Source organism: Salinicola lusitanus, assembly GCF_038648475.1.
GTDB lineage: Bacteria > Pseudomonadota > Gammaproteobacteria > Pseudomonadales > Halomonadaceae > Salinicola > Salinicola lusitanus.
In genome coordinates this window covers 3,351,328-3,376,163 of sequence record NZ_CP151919.1, presented here as the reverse complement: position 1 = coordinate 3,376,163, position 24,836 = coordinate 3,351,328, and the positions used below count along the sequence as shown (strand labels likewise).

General features: G+C 64.6%; 22 protein-coding genes. 4 read left to right on the top strand and 18 right to left on the bottom strand.

From position 1 onward, the window contains the following. Window positions 1-2: 2 nt before the first annotated feature. Together AAGT95_RS15150 and AAGT95_RS15145 are read right to left on the bottom strand one after the other, a co-directional pair. Window positions 3-194, bottom strand: coding sequence for a hypothetical protein (locus AAGT95_RS15150; RefSeq protein WP_342594374.1), 192 nt, complete (start codon window positions 192-194; stop codon window positions 3-5). Window positions 195-258: 64 nt separating this feature from the next. Beyond that, window positions 259-1,392 carry a metallophosphoesterase gene (locus tag AAGT95_RS15145; RefSeq protein ID WP_342594373.1) on the bottom strand — a complete coding sequence of 378 codons (1,134 nt, stop codon included), beginning with the start codon at window positions 1,390-1,392 and terminating at the stop codon, window positions 259-261. A 223-nt stretch (window positions 1,393-1,615) separates the two neighbouring features. Between AAGT95_RS15145 and AAGT95_RS15140 the strand changes: the two genes are divergently transcribed. Continuing rightward, entirely contained in the window at window positions 1,616-3,271 is a 1,656-nt protein-coding gene (locus tag AAGT95_RS15140; RefSeq protein WP_342594372.1) for an FMN-binding glutamate synthase family protein, read from the top strand. A 25-nt stretch (window positions 3,272-3,296) separates the two neighbouring features. Here the strand turns inward: AAGT95_RS15140 and AAGT95_RS15135 are convergent, their stop codons facing one another. Further along, window positions 3,297-4,286 carry a cation diffusion facilitator family transporter gene (locus AAGT95_RS15135; RefSeq protein ID WP_342594371.1) on the bottom strand — a complete coding sequence of 330 codons (990 nt, stop codon included), beginning with the start codon at window positions 4,284-4,286 and terminating at the stop codon, window positions 3,297-3,299. Between the two features lie 133 nt (window positions 4,287-4,419). Here AAGT95_RS15135 and AAGT95_RS15130 point away from each other — a divergent pair, with 133 nt between their 5' ends. Next, window positions 4,420-4,581, top strand: coding sequence for a hypothetical protein (locus tag AAGT95_RS15130; RefSeq protein WP_157958395.1), 162 nt, complete (start codon window positions 4,420-4,422; stop codon window positions 4,579-4,581). Between the two features lie 11 nt (window positions 4,582-4,592). On the opposite strand, the gene AAGT95_RS15125 is transcribed toward AAGT95_RS15130, so the two are convergent. The 4 genes from AAGT95_RS15125 to topA all read right to left on the bottom strand — a co-directional run bounded on the left by AAGT95_RS15125 (window position 4,593) and on the right by topA (window position 8,909). Further along, complete coding sequence (locus AAGT95_RS15125) at window positions 4,593-5,378, bottom strand: aldolase (protein WP_110600180.1); 786 nt, start codon at window positions 5,376-5,378, stop codon at window positions 4,593-4,595. Window positions 5,379-5,465: 87 nt separating this feature from the next. Beyond that, complete coding sequence (locus AAGT95_RS15120; protein WP_110600182.1) at window positions 5,466-5,708, bottom strand: hypothetical protein; 243 nt, start codon at window positions 5,706-5,708, stop codon at window positions 5,466-5,468. 124 nt (window positions 5,709-5,832) lie between these two features. Beyond that, entirely contained in the window at window positions 5,833-6,291 is a 459-nt protein-coding gene (locus tag AAGT95_RS15115; protein WP_110600184.1) for a DUF6586 family protein, read from the bottom strand. Continuing rightward, window positions 6,288-8,909 carry a type I DNA topoisomerase gene (topA, locus tag AAGT95_RS15110; RefSeq protein WP_342594370.1) on the bottom strand — a complete coding sequence of 874 codons (2,622 nt, stop codon included), beginning with the start codon at window positions 8,907-8,909 and terminating at the stop codon, window positions 6,288-6,290. The genes AAGT95_RS15115 and topA overlap by 4 nt, the downstream gene beginning before the upstream one ends. 554 nt (window positions 8,910-9,463) lie before the next feature. Between topA and pyk the strand changes: the two genes are divergently transcribed. Then, window positions 9,464-10,927, top strand: a complete 1,464-nt coding sequence (gene pyk, locus AAGT95_RS15105; protein WP_110600188.1) for a pyruvate kinase — start codon at window positions 9,464-9,466, stop codon at window positions 10,925-10,927. 106 nt (window positions 10,928-11,033) lie between these two features. Here the strand turns inward: pyk and oadA are convergent, their stop codons facing one another. Both oadA and AAGT95_RS15095 read right to left on the bottom strand, forming a co-directional pair. Further along, window positions 11,034-12,851, bottom strand: coding sequence for a sodium-extruding oxaloacetate decarboxylase subunit alpha (oadA, locus tag AAGT95_RS15100; protein WP_342594369.1), 1,818 nt, complete (start codon window positions 12,849-12,851; stop codon window positions 11,034-11,036). A 55-nt stretch (window positions 12,852-12,906) separates the two neighbouring features. Next, window positions 12,907-14,322 (bottom strand): acetyl-CoA carboxylase biotin carboxylase subunit, encoded by a 1,416-nt coding sequence (locus AAGT95_RS15095; RefSeq protein ID WP_110600192.1) that lies wholly within the window; start codon window positions 14,320-14,322, stop codon window positions 12,907-12,909. 137 nt (window positions 14,323-14,459) lie between these two features. Here AAGT95_RS15095 and AAGT95_RS15090 point away from each other — a divergent pair, with 137 nt between their 5' ends. Next, entirely contained in the window at window positions 14,460-15,446 is a 987-nt protein-coding gene (locus AAGT95_RS15090; protein WP_110600194.1) for a LysR family transcriptional regulator, read from the top strand. A 6-nt stretch (window positions 15,447-15,452) separates the two neighbouring features. On the opposite strand, the gene AAGT95_RS15085 is transcribed toward AAGT95_RS15090, so the two are convergent. The 9 genes from AAGT95_RS15085 to mrdA form a co-directional block, all read right to left on the bottom strand. Then, window positions 15,453-15,983, bottom strand: coding sequence for a GAF domain-containing protein (locus AAGT95_RS15085; RefSeq protein WP_110600196.1), 531 nt, complete (start codon window positions 15,981-15,983; stop codon window positions 15,453-15,455). Window positions 15,984-16,281: 298 nt separating this feature from the next. Continuing rightward, window positions 16,282-17,271, bottom strand: coding sequence for a lipoyl synthase (gene lipA / locus AAGT95_RS15080; RefSeq protein ID WP_342594368.1), 990 nt, complete (start codon window positions 17,269-17,271; stop codon window positions 16,282-16,284). Window positions 17,272-17,306: 35 nt separating this feature from the next. Beyond that, a complete protein-coding gene (gene lipB, locus AAGT95_RS15075) occupies window positions 17,307-17,975 on the bottom strand; it encodes a lipoyl(octanoyl) transferase LipB (RefSeq protein ID WP_342594367.1) in 669 nt (222 codons plus the stop codon). Between the two features lie 5 nt (window positions 17,976-17,980). After that, window positions 17,981-18,268 carry an HP0495 family protein gene (locus tag AAGT95_RS15070; protein WP_110600200.1) on the bottom strand — a complete coding sequence of 96 codons (288 nt, stop codon included), beginning with the start codon at window positions 18,266-18,268 and terminating at the stop codon, window positions 17,981-17,983. 135 nt (window positions 18,269-18,403) lie between these two features. Next, entirely contained in the window at window positions 18,404-19,624 is a 1,221-nt protein-coding gene (locus AAGT95_RS15065) for a D-alanyl-D-alanine carboxypeptidase family protein (protein WP_110600202.1), read from the bottom strand. Between the two features lie 26 nt (window positions 19,625-19,650). After that, window positions 19,651-20,697, bottom strand: coding sequence for a septal ring lytic transglycosylase RlpA family protein (locus AAGT95_RS15060; RefSeq protein WP_342594366.1), 1,047 nt, complete (start codon window positions 20,695-20,697; stop codon window positions 19,651-19,653). Continuing rightward, a complete protein-coding gene (gene mltB, locus AAGT95_RS15055; protein ID WP_342594365.1) occupies window positions 20,694-21,725 on the bottom strand; it encodes a lytic murein transglycosylase B in 1,032 nt (343 codons plus the stop codon). Before mltB ends, AAGT95_RS15060 begins: the two co-directional genes overlap by 4 nt. A gap of 35 nt (window positions 21,726-21,760) precedes the next feature. Continuing rightward, window positions 21,761-22,903: a rod shape-determining protein RodA gene (gene rodA / locus AAGT95_RS15050; RefSeq protein WP_342594364.1), complete on the bottom strand. Its 1,143-nt coding sequence runs from the start codon at window positions 22,901-22,903 to the stop codon at window positions 21,761-21,763. Continuing rightward, on the bottom strand, window positions 22,893-24,788 hold the full coding sequence (gene mrdA, locus AAGT95_RS15045) for a penicillin-binding protein 2 (protein WP_110600210.1): 1,896 nt from the start codon (window positions 24,786-24,788) through the stop codon (window positions 22,893-22,895). The genes rodA and mrdA overlap by 11 nt, the downstream gene beginning before the upstream one ends. Window positions 24,789-24,836: the final 48 nt, after the last annotated feature.

Below are 24,836 nucleotides of genomic sequence, written 5' to 3'. Positions count from 1 at the left end.
GCTCAGACGGACCCGCCGATCGCCGTGCCGACGATGCTCGGGACCATCGGGAACAGCGCGCTGGAGCGGCCGGTCAGGTTATCGTCCGCATGGGTCCTCGTCGGCCGATAGCAATACGCCGCGTAGCCGATCAGCAACGGAAAGCAGACCGCGACGACGACACCGAGAGTCCAGCGCTCCGTCGAATCGAACACGACCCCGCCCCTTGTCGTTGTGGTCGGTTCAGCCTCGCCGCCCGTCACCGGAAGACGAGGCGGTTCAGCCCGCTTCCGGCCCGCGGGTCAATCGGATTCGGGTGATCTCCGACGGCGCGCCAAACCGCATCGGCGGCCCCCAGTAGCCGGTACCCCGGCTGGTGTAGACCCACATCCGCCCCTGCTTCCCCAGTCCGGCCAGGAACCGGTTGGCCCGGCGCGCCAGCAAGCTCCAGGGCCACATCTGGCCGCCGTGGGTGTGCCCGGAGAGCTGAAGATCGAATCCGACCTCCGCCGCCTCGGGCGCGGAGTTCGGCTGGTGGGCGAGCAGCAGCCTGGTGGCCCCCTCCGGAATCCCGTTCGCGGCGGCCACAGGATCGCTACGATGCGCCGCGACGTAGTAGCCCCCCGTCAGATCGGTGATGCCGGCCACCGCCAGCACGCTGCCGTCATGTTCGAGACATTCGAATTCATTGACCAGCACTCGCAGGCCCAGGTGGCGAAGCGCCGCCACCCACGCTTCGGCTTCACTGTAATATTCGTGATTACCGGTAACGCAGAAGGTGCCGTGCCGGGAGCTCAGATCGGCCAGCGGCGCGACCTCCTCCTCCAGCTCGGCGACACGGCCATCGGTCAGATCCCCAGTGATCGCGACCATATCCGGCGCCAGGGCGTTGCAGCGCTCGACGATGCGCCGGAGGTGGCCTCGCTTGATCGTCGGGCCGACGTGAAGGTCGCTCAACTGCAGGATGGCGAACCCCTCGAGCGCCGCGGGAAGCCCTGCCACGGCAACGGACACCTCGACCACCCGCGGTACCCGCCGCGCCTGCCAGACGGCGTAAGCCGACAGCAGCAGGGTCGCCGCCAGCACGCCCCAGGCAGTGAGGAAGATCGCGCTGCTCGACGGCACGGCGACGAGCCACCATCCCGCCAGCAGTACGTCGCGGGCCAGCGTGAGCTGGAGCAGGAACGAGAAGATGCCGGTCATCAAGGCGACAGGCCATGCCAGCCAACGCCCGTTGAGCCAGGTCACCCGGATCACCTGGGGGATCGCCAGCGCGCTGCAGAGCAGGTAGCCGGCCACGATGATGCTGCCCCAGGTGCCCGCCGACAGCCCCGGCAGCAGACGCCAGCCGACGTAACCGTGGAGGATCAGCAGGATCAGTCGCAGACGCAGGAACGATCGATGATGTCGCAAGTGCGGCATTCCTTGCATTGAGTGCGAAAAGGTCCGACGTATCGGAATTCGAAAGGTCGATGGGGTACCGCAGCGGCCATCGAATCAGGGTCGCGAAGCGTCCGGAACGGTGTCTCAAAATAGCGTCGAGCGGCGTTGGCCGCAACGCCGGGCGTTGCGCTATTCTTGACCGCGGCGACGCCCGGTGTCGCCGTTACTTCACCTGCCCGGAGCCGATGTCCGCATGAGCCAAGCCACTGGCCTCTCGCGTCTGCCACTACGCAACGCCGCTTTCATTGCCAGCCTATGCCTGCTGGCCGTTTCCCTGCTCGGCCTCACCTCATCCTCCCACTGGTGGTGGGGCGTTGCGATCTTCGGCGGGCTGTCATGGCTCGGGTTTCACGATACTCGCCAGAAGCGTCGCACCATCAGCCGCAACTATCCGATCCTGGCCCACTGCCGCTATATCCTCGAGTCGATCGGCCCCGAGATCCGCCAGTACTTCATCCAGTCCGATCTCGATGAGCGCCCGTTCTCCCGCGAACAGCGCGCCGTGGTCTATCAGCGGGCCAAGAACGAAAGCGACAAGAAGCCTTTCGGCTCCCTGATCGACATGTATGCGCCAGGACACGAATGGATCAACCACTCGCTTCGGCCGACCCACATCGAGGACAGTGACTTCCGGGTCCAGGTCGGCGGCAGCCTCTGCAGCCAGCCCTATGCCGCCAGTGTGTTCAACGTCTCGGCGATGAGTTTCGGCTCCCTCTCCGGCAATGCCATCGAGGCGCTCAACGCCGGTGCCCGCAAGGGCGGGTTCTATCATGATACCGGCGAGGGCTCCATCTCCCGCTACCATCGGATTCACGGCGGGGATCTGGTCTGGGAGATCGGTTCCGGCTACTTCGGTTGCCGCCACGACGACGGTAGCTTCAACGAAGAGCGGTTTGCCGCCAACGCGCGCGACGAGCAGGTCAAGATGATCGAGATCAAGCTGTCCCAGGGCGCCAAGCCGGGCCACGGCGGCATCCTGCCGGCGGCCAAGGTCACCGCCGAGATCGCCGAGGCTCGCGAGGTGCCCGTGGGCGAGGACGTGGTCTCGCCGGCCGGCCACAGCGCCTTCTCGACGCCGCTGGAGCTGATGGCGTTCATCGCCCGGCTGCGCGAACTCTCCGGTGGCAAACCGGTCGGTTTCAAGCTCGCCATCGGCCACCCCTGGGAGTGGTTCGCGATGGTCAAGGCGATGCGGGAGACCGGTCAGCGCCCCGACTTCATCGTCGTCGACGGCGGCGAGGGCGGCACCGGTGCCGCGCCGCTGGAGTTCATCAACCGTCTCGGCGTACCGCTGACCGAAGCCCTGATGCTGGTCCACAACAGCCTGGTCGGCGCCGGACTGCGCGAGGAGATAAAGATCGGTGCCGCCGGCAAGATCACCTCGGGATTCGATATCGCCCGGACCCTGGCGCTGGGTGCCGACTGGTGCAACGCGGCGCGCGGCTTCATGTTCTCGCTGGGCTGTATCCAGGCGCTCAACTGCCACTCCGACAAGTGCCCCAGCGGCGTGGCGACCCAGGACCCGAAACGCAGCCGCCACCTGGACGTCGCCGACAAATCCGAGCGGGTCTACAACTTCCACCGCAACACGCTCAAGGGCCTGGCCGAGATGCTGGCCGCGGCCGGGCTGCAGCACCCCGCGGAACTGGGGCCGGAGCACATCATCCGGCGCGTCTCCGCCGACGAGATCCAGTCTTACGACAAGCTGTTCACCTTCCTGAAGCCGGACGAGCTGCTAGACGGTAACAGCCGGCACGTCGTCTTCCAGAACTACTGGGAGGAAGCGCGCTCGGACTCCTTCCTGCCCCCCGCCCAGATCGCCGAGCTGCGGCTGACCAAACTGCGTTGAACCCTCGCATCCGACGGACGGCAGGCTACCGGCCGTCGTCCCGTTCGGCACCGCCTTCAGGCCCTGTCGCTGCCGCTTCCACAGGATCGCCCCCCGCGCTGGGAGCGGCCCAGCGCCGGTCGCCGGTGAACAGCGCCTCGACCAGCACCGGTGTCGATATCCGGCGCACGCAAGTATCGAGCGCCGCCCGCCACCGATCCGCCTCGGCGATCGAGAGTGGGTGCCCTGGTTCGAGCACGACATGCACGGTGACGTACAGCAGCCGGCCCGGCCGGACCATCCGGATGTAGATGGCCTCGGTGGGAAGCGGTGCCAGTGTCGACGTCAGCGCAGCCCGGACAGGTTCGGCGATGGCAGGCTGCGGTGAACGGTTCAGCAGCTCCAGGATCGCACGCCTGGCAACGCGGATGGGAACCCCCAGGCAGAGCAGCACGACGGCGATCACCAGCCACGAGTCGACATAGGGCACGATGGCATACCAGCCGAGGGCCTGGGCCAAGGGAATCAGGCAGAACGCCAGCAGCACCGCAGCCGAGATCAGCGCATTGACCCGCCAGTTTTCGATATCGGCCTCGAGCAAGGGGCTGCTGACATGCCGGCTGATGCGTTTCAGCGCGAATGCCGTCGCCACGCAGGATGCGGTGGCCACGCCCGCGTAGACGATCGAGATGCCGGCCGCGATCGCGTTGCCGCCGGTCAGCAACGCCGTGACGGCATTGAACAGGGCCAGTGCCGAGACGCCCAGCATGAGCAGGCCCTTGCAGGCGTTGACCATCGACTCGAAGTAGCCGTAACCGAACGGATAGGTATCGTCGTCGGGGGAGAGGGCCATACGCCCTACCCGTAGCGTGAAAAGGCCGACCACGGCGTAGATCGCGTTGAACAGGCCATCGAGCAGAATCGCCTGGGAGCCGGACAGCGCGGAGATGACCAGCGCCATGATCCCGATGAACGCGGCCACGGCCATGGAAAGGCGAAGTGCACCGCTCTCGGTGACTGGCTGGCCTGTCGCCATTGCACCCCCTCCCCCGAAGACGCTCTGGATATCATTGGGTCACCACGCCCCCGGACGACGCAGCGGCCTTCACGATCTGTATAATGCGCCGTCAACGAAACGCCACACTCTCGACTCAGGAGCCGCCAGCTCGATGGCCAACTACGCTTGGGTAATCTCCATGATCGCGATGACCGTCGCGTTCCTCACCTTCTTCCTCTTCAGCGCCACCCGACGCCGCAGCCTGCTGGTGACCGCGCTGGTCTCCGTGGCGACCGCCATCGTCACGGCGCTGATCGCGGGGCTGACTCAGTAGTATCGGGCGGGTCACTCGGCGTAATCGGGCGCCGAACGCGCGAGCCGCCGGCGTACGCTCAACAGATGCAGCCTGGCGCTCTCCGGATCCTCTTCACGCATCTGGGCGGCGGTCCGGGCGGCGATCTCCGGCGGCACCGGCAGCACTTCCCTGCCGGATGCCATCGCCTTGAGCTGCACCTGTGCAGCGCGCTCCAGGAAGTAGAGATCGTCCCAGGCCTCGGCAATCGTCGGCCCGGTCACGATCACGCCGTGATGACGCAGAAAGGCCACATCGGCGTCCCCCATGGCGGCCGCGATCCGATCCCCTTCCGTATCGTCCAGTGCCAGGCCGTTGTAGCACTCGTCGACACAGGTTCGGCCGTAGAACTTCAGTGCGGTCTGCCCCGCCCACAACAGCGGTTCGCCCGCGATCATGGTCAGCGCGGTGGCGTTGGGCATGTGCGTGTGAAAAGCGGCCCGAGCGCCGGGCTTGTGTCGATGCAGCCGGGCGTGGATGTAGAACGCGGTCGCCTCGGGCACGCCATCACCGGCCAGGACCCGGCCGTGGAAGTCGCAGATGAGCAGACTCGAGGCGGTAATCTCCTCGAAAGCCCAGCCATAGGGATTGACCAGAAACAGATCGTCCCGCCCGGGCACCAGCGCCGAGAAGTGATTGCAGATGCCCTCCCCCATTCCCAGCGCCGCCGCCATCCGGAAACAGGCCGCGAGATCTCTCCGCGCTTCCCGAATCGCCTCGCTGTCGAGCGCCTCGGTCACGCCGCCGACCGAAGCGGCAGCCGTTAACTGCTGAGCCATTGCCTGGACTCCTGTGGTGGTTTGCCGGGAAGCGGCAGAAAAATCGAGATCGATCGCGCGAGGATCGAGGAACCCCGGGGAGTGACACTAGTGCACGGTGGCGGGAGCTTCCTCGGCGGCGTCTTCTTCATCGCCTTCCCAGAGATGGGTGCGGGTGATCGCATGGTCCAGCATTTCGCGCGCCACATCGAAGCGGCTGCGGCGCAGCAGTTCGACCGCTTCCTCGGAAAAACGGATCGAGACCAGCGGCTCGCCCGTCGCCTCCGCTGGACGCAGCACCACCTCGCCATCGGCGAGTTCGACGATTTCCAGAATCGCGGTATCGGACACGGCTAACCTCTCTTGTCGTGGCGGTGACGACACAAGTCAAAGATGAGACCAATAAAAAACGACCAGAGCCTGGGCCCCGGTCGTTGATGTCTCGTTCCAGCCTAACATGGCCAACCGGCGCCAGTCACCATTCGCGGCTGCCTTCGCGCAGGTCCGGCAGCAGCGCCTTGAATTCGACCACGCACCAGCGCAGGGCATCCCCCAGCGCGGGTTCGCCGCCACTGGCGATCAAACCGACGCGAGTATCGCGACGGGCTGCGCCGTCGTCGCCGTGGAGCGCCGCCAGCCGTGACAGCAACAGCGACAGCCAGCTCTCGGAGTCGCCGGCCAGCGCCCGCAGACGCTCCAGTTCGGCGACGCTGACCGAGGTCGCCCCCAGCCAGGCGCGCCAGTCATCATGAGCCAGGTCGGTATGTTCGGTGACCTCGCGCAGCAGCGCATTCAGCGCCAGCTCCAGCTGACCCAGCGCGGCCTCCTCCAGCGCCATGCGACGCGCCATCGCCTGTTCGTCGTCGCCCGGCTCGATCGCCAGCAGCAGCTCGGCCTGATAGAGCAGCTGGTTGGTACGGGCCGGCGACGTCATTTGCGCTTGTCCTCCACCTGCCAGCGCCCATCCTCGTAGACCGCTCGCCAGCCGGTTGCCTTGCCGTCCTCGTCGGTCATCACGAACTGGCTCTTGGTCTTGCGCGAGAAGCGGATCTGCGCGGGCCGGCCATCCGGATCCTCGCTCGGGGCCTCGAGCAGGAAGTGATACTTCTCCGGCAGGGCATCGGCATGCGCCTTGAGCTCCTTGACCAGCGGCGGGCGTGTCTCCCGATTCTTGGGAAACTGGCTGGCTGCAAGGAACAGGCCGCTGGCGCCGTCACGCAGCACGTAGTGGTCGTCGACCTTCTGGCAGACCAGTTCCGGCATCGGGATCGGGTCCATCTTGGGGGGCGCGACCTCGCCGCTTCTCAACAGCTTGCGAGTATTGCCGCAAGCCTCGTTGGTGCAGGCGAAGTATTTGCCGAAACGCCCGCTCTTGAGCTGCATCTCGGAACCGCACTTGTCGCACTCGATCACCGGGCCGTCGTAACCCTTGATCCGGAAGCGACCCTGTTCGATCTCGTAGTAGCCGTCATCGTCGTTGCTGATATAGAGCTTGCGCCCCTCGTCGATGAGATAGCTGTCCATCGCCGTACCGGTGTTCGGATTGCGCCGCTTGGCACGCAGGGCCTCCGTCTCGGCGGCCTCGTCCGCCTCCGCCGGCACCGCCTCCTCTCCCGGGATCAGGTCGATGGTGGTCTTGCAGCGCTCCTTCGGCGGCAGGTTGTAGCCGGAACAACCCAGGAACACGCCGGTCGACGCGATCCGAATCTGCATCGGCCGGCCGCAGGTCGGGCAGGCGATATCGGTCTCGACCGGCTCGTTGGGCCGCATGCCCTCCTCGCCCTCGGCCCGCTCCAGCTTGCGCTTGAAATCGGCATAGAAAGCGTCGAGAAGCCGCTGCCACTGCTCGTGCCCCTCGGCGACCTCGTCGAGACGATCCTCCATCCGCGCCGTGAATCCGTAGTCCAGCAGGTCATTGAACGACTCCACCAGGCGATCGGTCACGATCTCCCCCAGCTTCTCGGCGTAGAAGCGCCGGTTGTCGAGCTTGGCGTAGCCCCTGTCCTGTATGGTCGAGATGATCGCGGCGTAGGTCGAAGGGCGTCCGATCCCGCGCTTCTCGAGCTCCTTGACCAGGCTGGCCTCGGTATAGCGGGCGGGGGGCTTGGTGAAGTGCTGCTGCGGGTCGATCCGGTCGACCGCAAGGCTCGCGCCCTCGCCGATGTCCGGCAACTGGGTCTGCTCGTCCTTCTTGGCGATCGGCTTCATCACCCGGGTATAGCCGTCGAACTTGAGCACGCGGCCACGGGCCTTGAGCTCGAAGCCCGAGGTCTCGATCGTGAGGGTGGTGGCGAGATACTCCGCCGGCACCATCTGACAGGCCACGAACTGGCGCCAGATCAGCTCGTAGAGCCGCTGGGCATCGCGCTCGACGGGCAGGTCGTCGGCCCGCTGGCTGACATTGGAGGGACGAATCGCCTCGTGGGCCTCCTGGGCATTCTGCTTGCTCGAGTAGCGATTCGGCGCATCCGGCAGGTAACGCTCGCCGAACGACGACTGGATGTAGTCGCGCACGCCGGCGACCGCATCCTGGGACAGGTTGGTCGAGTCGGTACGCATGTAGGTGATGTAGCCGCCCTCGTAGAGCCGCTGGGCCAGGGTCATGGTCTTCTTGACCGAGAATCCGAGACGGCCACTCGCGGCCTGCTGCAGCGTCGAGGTGATGAACGGCGCGCTGGGCTTGGAACTGGTCGGCCGCGTTTCCCGACTGGTGACTTCCAGGCTCTCCTGACGCAGCGGGGCGATGCGCTCCAGGGTCTCCTGCTCGGAAGTCGGCCGGAACGCCTCACCGTTCTGACGCACGACCTCGAACCGTACGGGCTCGCCATCGGCGGTCACGGTATCCGCGTGCACGTCCCAGAACTCTTCCGGCACGAACGCCCGGATGTCGCGCTCCCGATCGACGATCAGACGCACCGCCACCGACTGGACGCGACCCGCCGACAGTCCTCGAGCGACCTTGCTCCAGAGCAGCGGGGAGATCATGAAGCCGACCACGCGATCCAGAAAGCGCCGGCTCTGCTGGGCCTCGACCCGAGCGATATTGAGGGTACCGGGCTGCTTGAAGGCCTCCTGGATGGCGTTCTTGGTGATCTCGTTGAAGACCACCCGCTTGTAGCGGGAGTCGTCGCCACCAATGGTCTCCTTCAGGTGCCAGGCGATCGCTTCCCCCTCGCGGTCCAGATCGGTCGCGAGATAGATGGTGTCGCTCTTGTCGGCGAGCTTCTTGAGCTCATCGACCACCTTTTCCTTGCCCGGCAGGATCTCGTAGTTGGCCCGCCAGCCATGTTCGGGATCGATACCCATACGGCGGATCAACTGGTCCCACTGCTTCTGCTTCTTGTAGCTCGCCTTCTCGTCCGGCGACATCTTGCGCGTGATCGCCGCCTGCTTGGCGCGCTCCTTCGGATCGCTGGCCTGCTTGGAGGAACCACTGGTCGGCAGATCACGAATATGCCCGACACTGGATTTCACCACGAAATCGTTGCCGAGATACTTGTTGATGGTCTTGGCCTTGGCCGGTGACTCGACGATAACCAGTGACTTGCCCATAGCGCTCCTGCTTCTTTATATATCGTGCGGCGATTTGATATCGTGCGGCAACCGATGACGTGCTCGACGGCCGCCTGGCTACCAGGGCCGGCCGGAAAATCCGCCTACCCTACCCTAGCCTTTCTCGAGGCGCCAGCCGTAGCTCGACTTTGGGCAGCAACGCCAGCACCATGTCAATGGCCTCTCATCATGGGGCTGACGGGATGAATTCCAAGCGGCGGATGAGGATTGTCCATGCGTTCTCCAGACCTCTCTCTGCTCTCCTGCCCTCTTCGGCACGGCAGACTCGGGCAGAGGTCGTCATCACCCTGTCGCACGGCCGTGATGCGATGCCAGCGGCTGTCGCCGGAACCCGCGCCCTCTCGCGACGGCACGACGTTCGTCGATGGTGTGGCCCTGTCGACGATGGACCTGTCTATGATGAAATAGCGCATCGATGGGTTCCGGACAGGATGGCCCGCTTGTTGTAAAATAACCACATGACATCGCCGCGTTTCGATTCCCGGTTTACCAGCGCGGCGAGACGATTTCACCCAGTTGCCAGGAGAATTTCCATGCTGCACGCGTTTCACGGCCCGATTCGTCGCACCAAGATCGTCGCCACCCTGGGACCCGCCACGGATCGCGAGGGAGTATTGGATGCGATCATCGAAGCCGGGGTCGACGTCGTTCGCTTGAACTTCTCCCACGGCAATCCCGAGGATCACCGGCGCCGTCTCAAGGCCGTGCGCGAGGCGGCGGAGCGTCACGGCCGCGCCGTGGCGGCACTCGGCGACCTGCAGGGCCCCAAGATCCGGATCGCCCGTTTTGCCGCCGAGGGCGGCGTGAAACTGGAGAAGGGACAGTCCTTCATCCTCGACGTCTCGCTGGACCGCAACGCCGGCGACAGCGAACGCGTCGGCTGCGACTACGAGGAGCTGGCGGACGACGTCGAAGCGGGCGACAAGCTGCTGCTCGATGACGGCCGACTGGTACTCGAGGTCGATCGCATCGACGGCCCCCGGATCCACACCAAGGTCATCGTTGGCGGCAAGCTGACCAACAACAAGGGCATCAACAAGCAGGGTGGCGGCCTGTCCGCCGCGGCCCTGACCGACAAGGACAAGGAAGACCTCAAGACCGCGATCGACATCGGTGTCGATTATCTCGCGGTCTCGTTCCCGCGCAGCGGCGCCGACATGCAGTACGCCCGCGAGCTGCTCGGCGAGGCCGGCCAGGAGATCGGCCTGGTCGCGAAAATCGAACGCGCCGAGGCGGTCGCCGATCCGGAAACCCTGGACGACATCATCCGCGCCTCGGAGGCCGTCATGGTTGCCCGCGGCGATCTTGGCGTCGAGATTGGCGACGCCCAGCTGATCGGGGTCCAGAAACGGATCATCGCGCGCGCCCGGACCCTCAACAAGGTGGTGATCACCGCCACCCAGATGATGGAGTCGATGATCGAGTCGCCGCTGCCGACCCGCGCCGAAGTGTTCGACGTCGCCAACGCGGTGCTCGACGGCACCGACGCGGTGATGCTCTCCGCCGAGACCGCCGCCGGCGACTATCCGGTGGAAACCATTCGCGCCATGAACCGGCTCTGCCTGGGGGCCGAGCGGGAACGCGCCGCACAGCAGTCCCAGCACCGCATCCACGAGGGTTTCACCCGCATCGACGAAACCCTGGCACTGTCCGCCATGTACGCCGCCAACCACCTCTCCGGCGTGGTGGCGATCGCCTGCTTGACCGCCTCCGGCTACACGCCGCTGATCGCTTCGCGCATCCGTTCCGGACTGCCGATCGTGGCGCTGGCCGAGACGCCCATGGTCCAGCGTCGCATGGCCCTGTACCGGGGTGTGGTGTCGCTGGTCTTCGACAGCTCGCGCTTCCCGTTGACCGAGATCAACGCCGGCGCGATCAAGGAGCTGGTGGATCGCGGGCTTGCCGACAAGGGCGATCACGTCATTCTGACTCGGGGCGACCACATGAACGCTCATGGCGGCACCAACACCATGAAGATCATCCAGGTCGAGGAGTAGGCCGCACGTCAGCCGGCGCGCTGCCGATTCATGTAAGCCAAAACGCGGAGCCTGGGCTCCGCGTTTTTCATCGTACGGTCAATGACGCCGCAGCGCCTCCGGCCCGCTACTCGATCTCGACCAGGACCTCGCCGGGCGTCACCCGATCCCCCTTGGCCACGTGAACGGCCTTGACCGTGCCGCCGATTCTCGCCTGGACCTCGGTCTCCATCTTCATCGCCTCGGTAATCAGCACGGCCTGCCCCTCCTTGACGCTGTCCCCCTCGGCAACCAGCACGTCGACGATATTCCCCGGCATCGAGGTGGTGACGTGCCCCGGGGAGCTGGCCTTGGCCCGTCCACCGCTCTTGCCTTCCTGGACGAACTCGTCCTTGGCCTCGAACACGACCTCTTCAGGCATGCCGTCCAGCGTCAGATAGACCCGACGCTTGCGGCCACTGCCGCTGCCGACGCCGGTGATCTGCACCTCGTAGGACTCGCCATGGACGTCGATCACGAACTCGGTCGGCACGCCCTCGGATACCGGCCGACCGCCGCCAGAAGCCTCGGCCGCCGGAATCGGTTCGGCCACCAGGGTGCCGTCGCGCCGCCCCTGCAGGTACTCCCGACCGAGATCGGGGAACATGGCGAAGGTCAGCACGTCCTCCTCGCTGTTGGCGAGATCGCCGATCTCCTGCTCGAGCCGCGCCATTTCGGGCTTGATATGGTCCGCGGGCCGACCATCGTCGACCGACTCGTTGCCGATCGCCTTGCGACGAACCTCCGCATTCACTTCCGTGGGCGGCTGACCGTAGCCGCCCAGCAGGTACCGCTTCACTTCGTTGGTGATCGACTTGTAACGCTCGCCGGTCAGCACGTTCATGGCCGCCTGGGTACCGACGATCTGCGAGGTCGGCGTCACCAGCGGCGGATAACCCAGATCGGCACGGACCTTGGGGATCTCGTCGAATACGTCCTGGATCCGACCCAGGGCGTTCTGCTCCTTCATCTGATTGGCCAGATTCGACATCATCCCGCCCGGGACCTGCCAGATCTGCACGCTGACGTCCTCGCGGGTGTACTCGCTCTCGAAAGCCGCGTATTTCTTGCGGACCTCGCGGAAGTAGTCGCCGATCTCCTTCAACGCCACCAGGTCCAGGCCGGTGTCATAGGGCGTGTCCTGGAACGCCGCCACCATCGCCTCGGTCGACGGATGGCTGGTGCCTCCGGCAAAGGCGGAGATGCAGGTATCGATATGTCGACACCCCGCCTCGACCGCCTTCATCTGGCTCAGGGACGCGAGCCCGGACGTGGCGTGGGCGTGGAGATGGATCGGAACCTCTACCGCCTCGACCAGCGCCTCGACCAGCTCACCGGTCGCATAGGGCGTCAGCAGACCCGCCATGTCCTTGATCGCGATGGAGTCGGCCCCCATGTCGACGAGTCGCTTGGCCTGCTCGACGTACATCTCGCGGGTATGAACCGGGCTGACGGTGTAGCAGATCGTCCCCTGGGCATGCTTGCCGCTGGCCTTGACCGCCTTCATGGCGGTCTCGAGATTGCGCAGATCGTTCAACGCATCGAAGACCCGGAAGATGTCGATCCCGTTGTCGGCCGAACGCGCCACGAAGCGCTCGACGACGTCGTCCGCATAGTGACGATAGCCGAGCAGGTTCTGGCCTCGCAGCAGCATCTGCAGCGGGGTGTCGGGCAGCGCCTCGCGGAGCGACTGCAGGCGTTCCCACGGGTCCTCCTTGAGGAATCGCACGCAGGCATCGAAGGTAGCACCGCCCCACACCTCCAGGGAGTGGAACCCGATCGCGTCGAGCTTGGCGCAGATCGGCAGCATGTCCTCGGTGCGCATGCGCGTGGCAAGCAGCGATTGATGCCCGTCCCGCAGAACGACATCGCTGATCTTGACGGATGACGGCTCGGCTTGGTTCATTCTTGTCTCCTGATTCTGGTCCCGATCGATTCGTCGTATTCCAAGTGGGTCCCGCTCAGAGCCCGGCATGAGCCGCGATGGCAGCCGATATCGCCAGCGCGATCTCCTCCGGATTGCGCTTGACGGAATAGTTGAGCAGCTCCGGATGCGCGGGAACGAACCCGGTATCGAACTGGGCAGCGCGGAATGCGGGGTGGCGAAGGATTTCCTGATAGTAAGGCGCGGTGGTCTTCACCCCTTGAAGGCGCATGTCGTTCAGCGCCCTGATGCCCCGGTTGAGCGTCTCCTCCCAGGTCATTCCCCAGACGATCAGCTTGAGGCACATCGAGTCGAAGTACGGCGGGATGGTGTAACCGGTATAGATCGCGGTATCGGTGCGGACACCGGGGCCGCCGGGGGCGTAGTAGCGCGTGATCCGGCCGAAGCTGGGCAGGAAGTCGTTCTTGGGGTCCTCGGCGTTGATACGGAACTGGATCGCGTAGCCCTGGTGGCGAATGTCCTCCTGGCGGTAGGCCAGCTTCTCACCCGCGGCGATGCGCAACTGCTCGCGAACGATGTCGACCCCGGTGATCGCCTCGGTGATGGTGTGCTCGACCTGGACCCGGGTATTCATCTCCATGAAGTAGACTTCGTTGTCCTTGACCAGGAACTCCACGGTACCGGCGTTCTCGTAGTTCACCGCACTGGCGGCACGGACCGCCATCTTGCCGACGTAGCTGCGTTGCTCCGGTGTCAACTGGGGGCTGGGGGCGATCTCGATCAGCTTCTGGTTGCGGCGCTGGATCGAGCAGTCGCGCTCGAACAGATGGATGACGCCGCCATGGCCGTCTGCCAGCACCTGGACTTCGATGTGCAGCGGATCGACGACGCACTTCTCCATGAACACCTCGGCGCTGCCGAACGCCTTGGTCGCCTCGGAGATCACCCGATCCCAGGCCTGGGCCAGTTGGTCGGGCGTGTCGCAGCGGCGAATGCCCCGCCCGCCGCCACCGGACGTCGCCTTGAGCATGACCGGATACCCGATCTCCTCCGCCACCGTCAGCGCTTCCTCGCGGTTGGCGAGATTGCCCTCGGATCCCGGGGTGATGGGGACACCGGCTTCCCGCATCGCCGCCCGCGCCGCCGTCTTGTCGCCCATCTTGGCGATGACCTCGGCACTCGGGCCGACGAAAGCGATACCGGCCTCGCTGCAGATCCTGGCGAACTCGGCACTCTCGGACAGAAATCCGTAGCCGGGATGGATGGCGTCGCAGCCGGTCTCCCGAGCCAGATTGACGACACGCCTCGGGTCCAGATAACCCGCCAGCGGCTCCTCCCCGACGAAATGCGCCTCGTCGGCCCCTTTGACGTGGAGCGAGAAACGGTCAGGCTCGGTATAGATCGCGACCGAACGGATGCCCATCTCGGCACAGGCCCGTACAATACGCACGGCGATTTCGCCACGGTTGGCAATCAGCAGCTTCTTGAACACCGTAAGCTCTCCCGGTAGGCGGATGAACGTGGGTTACCGTTTCCCCTACGCTAGCCACCCGGGACCCAATAGAAAAATTGATATTTTTTTGCCAACCTATAAGCTCTACCTTATACCTGACCGCGAGAGCGTAACGAATGTCGAGACCCAACCTGCTCAATCGCCTGACATTTCGTCAGCTCCAGGTCTTTCAGGCCGTCCATCGGCAACAGTCCTACTCACGCGCAGCGGAGCAACTGGGCTTGACGCAGCCCGCCGTCAGCGCCCAGATCCGGCAGCTCGAGCAGGCCCTGGCCCAGCCGCTGTTCAAGTATGCCGGCAAGACGCTTCACATCCTGCCGGCCGCCGACGCGCTGGCCGCTTCGGTGCAGTCGATCTTCGGCCAGGTCTCCAGTCTTCAGATGGAGCTGTCCGAACTGGCCGGCACCATTCGCGGCGAGCTCAATCTGGCCGCCGTCTCGACCGCGCAATACGTGGTCCCGCACATTCTGGCCCGCTTTCGCGCCCGCTACCCGGAGGTTCAGATTCGGTTGCGCGTCTGCAACCGGGGACAGGCGCTCGAGCGGCTGGCGGAAAGGCGGGATGACCTCGTGATCATGGGCATGGTGCCGGACGATCCCAATCTGGTCTTCATGCCCATTCTGGACAACGAATTGATCCCCGTGGTGTGGCCGGGCCATCCACTGGTGACCGCCAAGAGAGCCACCCTCGAGGATTTCGCGAGGTACTACCTGCTGATGAGGGAGCCGGGGTCGGGAGCCCGCACGGCCTTCGAGGATTTCGCGGCGCGGGAGCGCATCTCACTCCCCCACACCATCGAACTCGGCACCAACGAGGCCATCAAGCAGGGGATCATGGCGCATCTTGGAGTCGCCGTGCTACCGAGACTGGCGGTGCAACTGGAGCTCGCGTCGGGCCTGCTGGCAAGCCCGACGATACCGGGCTTCCCGCTGCGGCGCTCATGGTGCACGGTCTACCCCAAGGATCGCTACCCGACACCGGTGACCGAGCTCTTCCTGCGCTTCGTACGCGAACTGCTGCCGGAGCTGAACGCCCATTTCCGGGCCCCCATGACGCCGATCGAGACGCCGACCCTACTCTGCCTCCCCGCCGACGATGGCTAGCATCGATCAGGCCTGAACCTGCACCTCGCGCAGATTGGCGCGAACACGCAGCACGTGCAGATGGATCAGCTCCTCGGCCTGGGCGGCGAGCAACTTCATGCGCTGCATGCTGGTCTCTTCGAAGGTGCGCGGGAGCGTGTCGATCAGACAGAGGGTACCGACACAGATGTCCGGCGCCACGAACAGCGGATAGCCCGCATAGAAGCGTATGAAGGGCGCCCCCGTCACCAGCGGGTTGTCCGAAAACCTGGGATCTCGCAGCGCGTTGTTGATCACCATCGGCTGGCCGTCGGCCACGACATGGCCGCAGAAGGAGATCCGTCTCGGCGTCTCGCAAACACTCAACCCCTGGCGTGACTTGAACCACTGCCGGTCTTCATCGATCAGCGTGATCAAGGACATCGGCACGTCGAAAATCTGCGTTGCCAGCTCCGTCAACCGGTCGAAGCCTTCATCCGCGTTGGAATCGAGCAGTTGCAGGTCCTGCAGGGCGCTCAAGCGCTCCTTCTCCCGCCCGGGCATGCTAGGTGCGATCATAGTTTGACTCTTCAGTACGGACACATCGTCGGGGATTGTATGGATATCATCGTAGTCGCGTTCGATGAGATGGCCACGACACGGCCGCCCCTCATCGAGCCGAGATGACTGATGGGCAATCTTGGCGCGCGGAACGAATCACTACTGCAGTACGCCTCTACCGCGACGCCGGATGCGTCGACACCCGAAAAACCATCGCCGCCCAACCCCAGGGCGCTGCGGGAATCATGCGCCAGACACGGCACGGGCCCACCGATGGAGACGGCGGGCCCGGCCGATATTCGCTTCAGACGGGGCGTTACTTCACTTCGACCCCATGGGCCTGCTTGTCGGCGTGGTACGAGGAGCGCACCAGCGGTCCGGAGGCGACATGGGTGAATCCCATGCTTCTGCCCTGCTCGGCAAACCAGTCGAACGTCGTGGGATGGACCCAGCGATCGACGGGCAGATGGTTGCGGGATGGCTGCATGTACTGCCCGAGGGTCAACATGTCGACATCGTGGGCACGCAGGTCACGCATGACCTCGATGACCTGTTCGTCGGTCTCGCCCACCCCGAGCATCAGCCCCGACTTGGTCATGACCTCCGGGCGGCGCGCCTTGTAACCCTTCAACAGATCCAGCGACCACTGGTAGTCGGCCCCGGGCCGCACCTTGCGGTAAAGCGACGGCACCGTCTCCAGGTTGTGGTTGAAAACGTCGGGCGCCTCGCCTTCCAGAATGTCTAGCGCCACCTGCATCCGACCGCGAAAATCGGGTACCAGAACTTCGATCTCGATCTCCGGGCTGTCATGCCGGATCTCGCGAATGCAGTTGGCGAAGTGCTGCGCGCCACCATCGCGAAGATCGTCCCGGTCCACCGAGGTCACGACGACATAGTTGAGCCGCATTTCGGCAATGGCTTCGGCCAGCTCGCGCGGCTCCTTCTCGTTGAGCGCGTTGGGTCGGCCGTGCGCGACATCGCAGAACGGGCAGCGCCGGGTGCAGATGTCACCCATGATCATGAACGTCGCCGTACCGCCACTGAAGCACTCGCCCAGATTGGGACAGGATGCCTCCTCGCAGACGGTGTGCAGTCCATGCTTTCGCAGCGTCTGCTTGATATGCGTCACCTGCGGGGACACCGGCATCCTGACCCTCAGCCAATCCGGCTTCTTCGGCAGCGTTTCGGTCGGGATGACCTTGACGGGAATCCGCGACACCTTGTCGGCACCACGCAGTTTGACACCCCGCTCGGCGCGAGCAGGTTTCTTGGCCGCGGGCGTTTGTATCACTGTCGTCTCGGTCATAGGTCCCTTCCTGATAGGTCTTGGAACGCCGATAGCTACACGGTCGCTATCGGTTCAAAAGCTTGTGGCCACCGTGGTTTCACTTCGAGCTCCACCGCCAGCCGCTGCGCGAGGCAGTCGGCCAACCTGGTGGCTTCACGGTCAAACGAGATCGGCCCGGGTAGATGATCACGCAGTTGAGTCATCCTCAGGTCCGAATAGCCGCACGGATTGATGCGAGAAAATGGAGAAAGATCCATATCGACATTGAGGGCGACCCCATGAAAGCTGCACCCCCGCCGAATCCGCAGACCCAGCGAGGCAATCTTGTCGTCGCCGACATAGACCCCCGGGGCGTCCGGGCGCGCCCGCGCCGAGATGCCGTGCCAGGCCAGCAGATCGACGACAGCGCCCTCGAGCAACGTCACCAGCTCGCGCACGCCCAGTCCCCGGCGACGGACGTCCAGCAGCGGATACAGCACGATCTGGCCCGGCCCATGATAGGTCACCTGCCCGCCTCGATCACTGGCCACCACCGGGATATCGCCAGGCATCAGCAGATGTTCCGGCTTGCCCGCCCGCCCCTGCGTGAACACGGGTTCGTGTTCGACCAGCCACAGCTGATCCGGCTCCTGGCTATCGCGGCCATCGGTAAAGCGCGACATCGCCTGCCAGACCGGCAGGTAGGGTTGACGCCCGAGGCGGTAGAGTGACAGCGCGGACATCGGCGTCATAGCACCATGTGAACCCGACCGGTCGCTTTCAGATCCTGGAACAGCGCGTTCAACTGCTCCTCTCCGGTGGCATGAATGACCACGCGGAGTGACTGGAATCGGCCATTGCGGCTGTCCGACAGTTTGATCGACGCCGTATCGAATCCCGGCGCATGACGCTCGATCACGTTGCTGACGACCGCCACGAAGTCATCGGAGGCGTCGCCAACCACCCGTATCGGGTAATCGCAGGGAAACTCGACCTTGGGCCGGGGAAGATCAACATCGCTGGGAGTCTGGGTCATGGCATCTGGGCATGGAAGACATTTCCGAGCATTCTACTCAACATTACCCGACTCACCAACCGAAGCCGACCCAGCGCACCGGGGGAAATCTCCCGGTGCGCTGGGTGAGGCACCGGAGCGGCGCCTCGGCAGGACTCAGTTGAACAGCCCGGTCACGAACAGCACGATGGAGTCCCAGACGCGCTTGAAGATGCTGCCCTCTTCGACGCCTTCCAGCGCGACCAGCGGCTCCTGGCCCAACACCTCGTCACCGGACTTGATCTCCAGCGTGCCGACCTGCTGCCCGGCCTGGATCGGCGCATGCAGCGTCTCCGGCAGATTGAGGCGTGCGGTCAGGTTGTCGGCACTCCCCCGGGGCACGGTCATGCTGACCGCATCCTTGACGCCGAGGCGCACGGTGTCGCTGTCGCCGCCCCAGACCCGCGCCTCGTTGAGCACGGAACCGGCATCGTAGAGCTTGCGGGTCTGGAAGAAACGGAAACCGTAGTTGAGCAAACGCTGGGTTTCCGCCGCCCGCGCCTCATCGGAATTGGTACCCATGACCACGGCGATCAGGCGCGTGTCCTGCTTCTTGGCGGAAGCGACCAGACAGAAGCCGGCGGCTTCCGTGTGTCCCGTCTTCAGACCGTCGACGTCCGGATCACGCCATAGCAGGCGGTTACGGTTGGGCTGGCGAATATCGTTATAGGTGAAGTATTTCTCGGAATAGACCTGATAGTGGTCGGGAAAGTCCTTGATGATATGGCGCGCGAGAATCGCCAGATCGTGGGCGGACGAATAGTGCTCTTCGTGCGGCAGCCCCGTGGGGTTCATGAAGTGGCTGTTCTTCATGCCCATGCGCTGGGCCTGCTGGTTCATCAGGTCGGCGAAGGCCGACTCGCTTCCGGCGACGTACTCCGACAGCGCCACGCTGGCGTCGTTGCCGGACTGCACGACCACGCCGCGCAGCAGGTTCTCCACGCTGACCTGAGTCCCCTCCTGGATGAACATGCGCGAACCGCCCGTGCGCCAGGCGTTCTCGCTCACGCTGACCATGTCGCTGTCGGAGATACTGCCACCGTCGATCTCCTGCTCGACGATGTATGCCGTCATCATCTTGGTCAGACTGGCTGGCGGCAGCCGCTGATCGCCGTTGTGATTCACCAGCAACTGGCCCGTGGAAGCATCCATCAGCACCCACGAAGAGGCTGCCAGATCCGGCGGCGATGGAATCAACTGACCGGGCTCGGGATTGGTCGCGGACATCTGACTATCGGGGGTCGGCTGCTGGGCGCTGACCGGCGATGAAAGCAGTCCCAGACACAATGACGCCGAGATGACCAGACGTGAAACAGACGAAGTGAACAACGCTTTCATGACAATCGGGTTCTCACTGAAAGAGGTTACTGAGTGGGCGCCACCAGAAACACCTGGCCGTAGCCGGCGTCTCGCAAGGTAGCTCTGATGGAGTCGAGCGACGCCAGGTCTTCGATGGGGCCGACCTGGACACGATAGAGAGGTGACGCATTGTCAATGCGAACCGGCCGCGACAGCAAGCCCTGGAGGCGGCTTTTCAGCGCCTCTGCCCCGGCCAGCGAGCCCAGCGCGGCAACTTGAACGTAGCGCTGCCCGGCGGACGAACTCGCAGCACCGGCGGCGGCGGATGTGGCTCGGCCGGGCCGCGCAGAGGCCACGCTCGCGGGTCCACCGTCGTCGGCCGCCGCGAGCAGGGGGTCGATCGCCGCCTCGTAATCCGTCGCCGTGCCGACGCCCGACTTCGGGGCGGCCGGCCTCGATACCGGAGCCCCCGACGCAGGCCGGGGCGATCCCGACCGCGACGCCACCTCGGCACCGCCCTCCGTCGAGCTGGATCGACCATGAGTGCGTGCCCAGGCCACGGGGTCGATCGCCTCCACCTTCACCCGCCCCGTTCCGCCCTTCAGGATGCCCAGCCGGGCTGCGGCCGCGTAGGAGAGGTCGATCAGGCGATCGCTGTGAAACGGGCCACGATCGTTGACGCGCACGATGACCTTGCGACCGTTGTCGAGATTGGTGACGCGGGCGTAGGTCGGCAGCGGAAGCGAGCGATGCGCCGCCGACATCTTGTACATGTCGTAGGTTTCGCCATTGGCGGTGTCGTAGCCCTGGAACTTGACCCCGTACCACGAAGCGCGACCTTCCGCCGAGTAGCCGGTCGGGTCGTCGAGCACATGATAGGTCTTCCCCCAGACGCTATACGTCGAGCGGTTGCCGCTTCTGGATCTGGGCTCGACCCTGGGCACCGCGTCCGGCACGTTGGCGACATCCTCGGGAGAGTCGGGATAGGCGTCCTGGTCCATCGCGTAGCGGCCGCCGCCCTGCGGGGAGCCGCCACCGCCGGCGCACCCCGCCAGTATCGATACCAGCAGGATCGCCGGCAATCCGCGCCGAGCCAGGCTACGCCCCCTCATATCCCCTCATCCATGGCCGTCTGAATGCGCTGGGCCAGTGTCGCCACCGCCATGGCGTAGAGATGACTGTGGTTGTAACGCGTGATGACGTAGAAATTGTCGAGCCCCATGACATAGCGAACGTGGCCGTCGGCGAAATCCAGCGCCAGCGGCACGACCTTGTCCAGCGGCTGCAGATTGCCCGCCGTCGGCTGGATACCCGCGCGCGCAAGCGCCTCGACCGTAGTATCCGGCGGCTCGGTACGGTTGAACCTCACCTCCGGCGGCATCGCCTCGGGGCCACTGGCCTCGACCAGCACGGCCCGGTGGCGCTGCCAGCCATGCTCGCTGAAGTAATTGGCGATACTGCCGATGGCGTCGACCGGATTGTTCCACAGATCCTTCAGACCATCGCCGTCGAAATCGACTGCATAGGCCTGGTAGCTCGTTGGAATGAACTGGGGATATCCCATGGCGCCGGCGTAGGAGCCGTAGAGCGTGCCGGGGTCGACCCCCTGGCCCAGCGTGATTTCGAGAAAGGCCTCGAGCTCGCCACGGAAGAATTCACCCCTCGCGGGATGGTGAAACGCCAGCGTCGACAGCGAATCGAGCACACGGTGGGTTCCCTTGTGCCGGCCGTACTGGGTCTCGACGCCGAGAATCGCCACGACGACTTCCGGCGGTACGCCGTAGCGCCGTTCGGCACGTTCCAGAGCTTCCCGGTTGGCCTCGAGAAAAGCGACCCCCTGCCTTATCCGCTCGGGCTGAATGAAGATATCGCGATACTCGTCCCAGCGCAGCCGGCGCTCGGCCGCATGGCTCATCGCCTCCAGCACCTGGGGCCGGTACTTCGCCGCCCGCATGGCGGCATCGAGCTCATCCTGCGGCATCCCCTGGCGAGCCAGCGAATCGAGCATCGCCTTCACTTCGGGGTGGGTAGCGGGATCGAAGTTCTCGTCGCCCTGCGCGACTGCATTCGCCATGCTCAGCAGCCCCGCCAGCAGTAGAGTGAGGCTGAATCGAAATTCTCGTCTCCAACGCAGCGGCATGCGTGACTTGCTCCCTGATTGCGGCTTGCCCAGCGTCAGTGTGTCAACAGCCGCCGGTGCGTATGAATCGACATGAGAATACCGAACCCGGCCATCAAGGTCACGCTGGAGGTCCCGCCGTAGCTGACCAGCGGCAGCGGCACCCCGACCACCGGCAGGATGCCGCTGACCATGCCGATATTGACGAACACATAGATGAAAAACGTCAGCACGATGCTGCCGGCCAGCAAGCGTCCATAGGTATCCTGAGCATTGTTGGCCATCACCAGGCCTCGCGAGACCAGCAGAAGGTAGAGGACCAGGATGGTGCACATGCCGATCAGCCCGAACTCCTCCCCGAGGACGGCGACGATGAAATCGGTATGGCGTTCGGGCAGAAACTCGAGCTGAGACTGCGTCCCCAGCCCCCAGCCTTTGCCTTCCAGCCCCCCGCTGCCGATCGCCGTCTTGGACTGGATGATGTTCCAGCCGGCGCCCAGTGGATCGCTCTCCGGGTTGAGAAAGGTCAACACCCGCTGCCGCTGATAGTCATGCATGTTGATCCATAGCAGCGGCATCGCGCCCCCGGCCATGACCACCAGCGTCAGGATGAACTTCCAGGAAAGCCCCGCCAGCAGGATCACGAACACGGCGGCGCAGGTGACCAGCAACGAGGTCCCCAGATCGGGCTGGCGCGCGATCAGCAGCACCGGGACACCGACGATCACCCCGCAGACCAGAAGATCGCGCCACGTCGGCGGCAGAGGTCGCCGATGGAGGTAGGCGGCGAGCATCATCGGCATGGCGATCTTCATCAATTCCGAGGGCTGGAAGCGCAGGGGGCCGACCTCCAGCCAGCGCTGGGCCCCCATGCCGATATCCCCCATGATCTCGACGGCGACGAGCATCAGCAGCCCCGCGCCATAGGCGACCGGCGTCCACCGAAACAGCGTGACGGGCGAGAACTGGGCGATGGCGATCGCCCCGAGCAGCGCGACTCCCATGCGCGAAGCCTGGGCCATCGTCGTCGAAAGCGACATGCCGCTGGCGCTGTAGAGCACTACCAGACCAAAGGAGATCAGCAGTATCAGAATCGACAGCAGCCAAGGATCGAGATGAATGCGCAACCATATCGAGCGCTTGCGCCCGACTCGGGCGCGTTGCGTTCGCGGTGCCACGCGCTGGAAATCAATCGCCATCGATACTCTCGACTTCTTCGTTGACCGTGGTGTCGGGCCAGTCCTTCAACTTTCCATCCGGCAACAGCCAGGCGTCGGTCAATTCACGGCCCAGGCCGGAGACACCGCCACCGGCGTTCTCGACGATGACGGCGATCGCGATCTGCGGGTCCTCCACCGGCGCAAAGCCGATGAACAGCGCGTGATCGCGGAGTCGCTCCGTCAATTCATCGGCGTCGTACTTCTGATTCTGCCCCAACGAGAATACCTGAGCGGTGCCGGTCTTGGCCGCCATCTGGTACTTCAGGCCCGCTCCCGCCTTGCGAGCCGTGCCCTCGGACCCCTGGAGCACCGCCTCCATGCCCTTGTAGACGTCCTGCCACCAGCGGGCCTGGTCGACCTGGACGTCCGGCTTGGTGCCGGCGAAAGGCGGCTGGATGGCCTGGTCGCCGATCTCCTTGGCCAGATGCGGCCGAACCCAATGGCCATGGTTGGCCAGCGTCGCAGTGGCCGCGGCCAGTTGAAGCGGCGTGGCCATGAAATACCCCTGGCCGATGCCCGCGGAGAGCGTCTCGCCGGGATACCAGACCTGGTTGTATTTCTCGCGTTTCCATTCGCGGGATGGCATCAGCCCTGGTGATGCGCCCTGCACATCCAGCGATGTTATCTCGCCGAAGCCGAACTGATGCATGAACGCGGAGAGCCGATCGATGCCCAGCCGGTAAGCCATGGTGTAGAAGTAGGTGTTGTTGGAGACCTCCAGCGCCCGCTCGAGATCGACACGCCCATGGCCCCAGCGCAGCCAGTTATGATAGCGCCGCGTATCGTTGGGCAACTGGAAATAGCCCGGGTCGTAAATGACGTCATTGGGCTTGACCACTCCGTCCTGCAACGCCGCCAGGGCCTCGAAAGGCTTGACCGTGGAGCCGGGGGGATACTGGCCCCGAACCGCCCGGTTATACAGGGGCAGATCGAGATTCTGCTGCAGCGCCCGGTAGTCATCGTAGGAGATGCCGGTCACGAACTTGTTGATATCGAAACCCGGCGCGGAAACCATCGCCAGGATGTCGCCGGTCTTGGGCTGAATCGCAACGATCGCGCCACGTCGACCATCCAGCAGGTCGTACGCCATGTGCTGAAGACGGCTGTCGATGGTCAGCGTAATGTCCTTCCCGGGCACCGGCGGATCCCGATCCAGCTCCCGCAGAACTCTTCCCCTGGCGTTGGTCTCGACCTTGCGAAGACCCGCCTTGCCGTGGAGCTGATCCTCGTAGGTGTACTCGACGCCGGTCTTGCCGATGAAGTGGGTGCCGGCGTAATTTCCCGAGTCCAGTTCGGCCAGCTCCTCCTCGTTGATTCTCCCGACATAGCCCAGCACATGCGACATCACGATGGGATCGGGATAGTAGCGCATCAGCTGGGCCTCGACCTCGACGCCGGTGAGCAGGTATCGGTTCACCGCCAGGCGCGCGATCTGGTCCTCGGTGAGATCACTCATCAGGAGCGCCGGCTGGTAAGGTCGCTGACGCTGCCGGGAGCGTTCGCGAAAGGTTGCCACCTCGTCCTCGGGCAGATCGAGAATATCGATCAGCCGCTGCAGCGTGGTATCGAGATCATCGACACGTTCGCGCACGATGGTGAGGTTGTAGGTTGGCCGGTTTTCCGCCAGCAACTTACCGTTCCGGTCGTAGATCAGACCGCGTCGGGGAGGCAGCGGCTCGACCCGCATGCGGTTGTTGTCGGAGCGGGTGATGAAGACGTCGTGCTCGATGACCTGCAGGTAGAACAGGCGGGAAACCAGTGCCCCGGCCATCAGCACGATGACCAGCGCGGCGACCAGCGAGCGGTTGCGGAAGACACGAACTTCCTGCTCGTGATTCTTGACGTTCGCGCGGCGCTTACGCATGACGAGAATGGCGGCTCAGGGCAAGGTAAGCCCCGGCGCGGGCAAGGC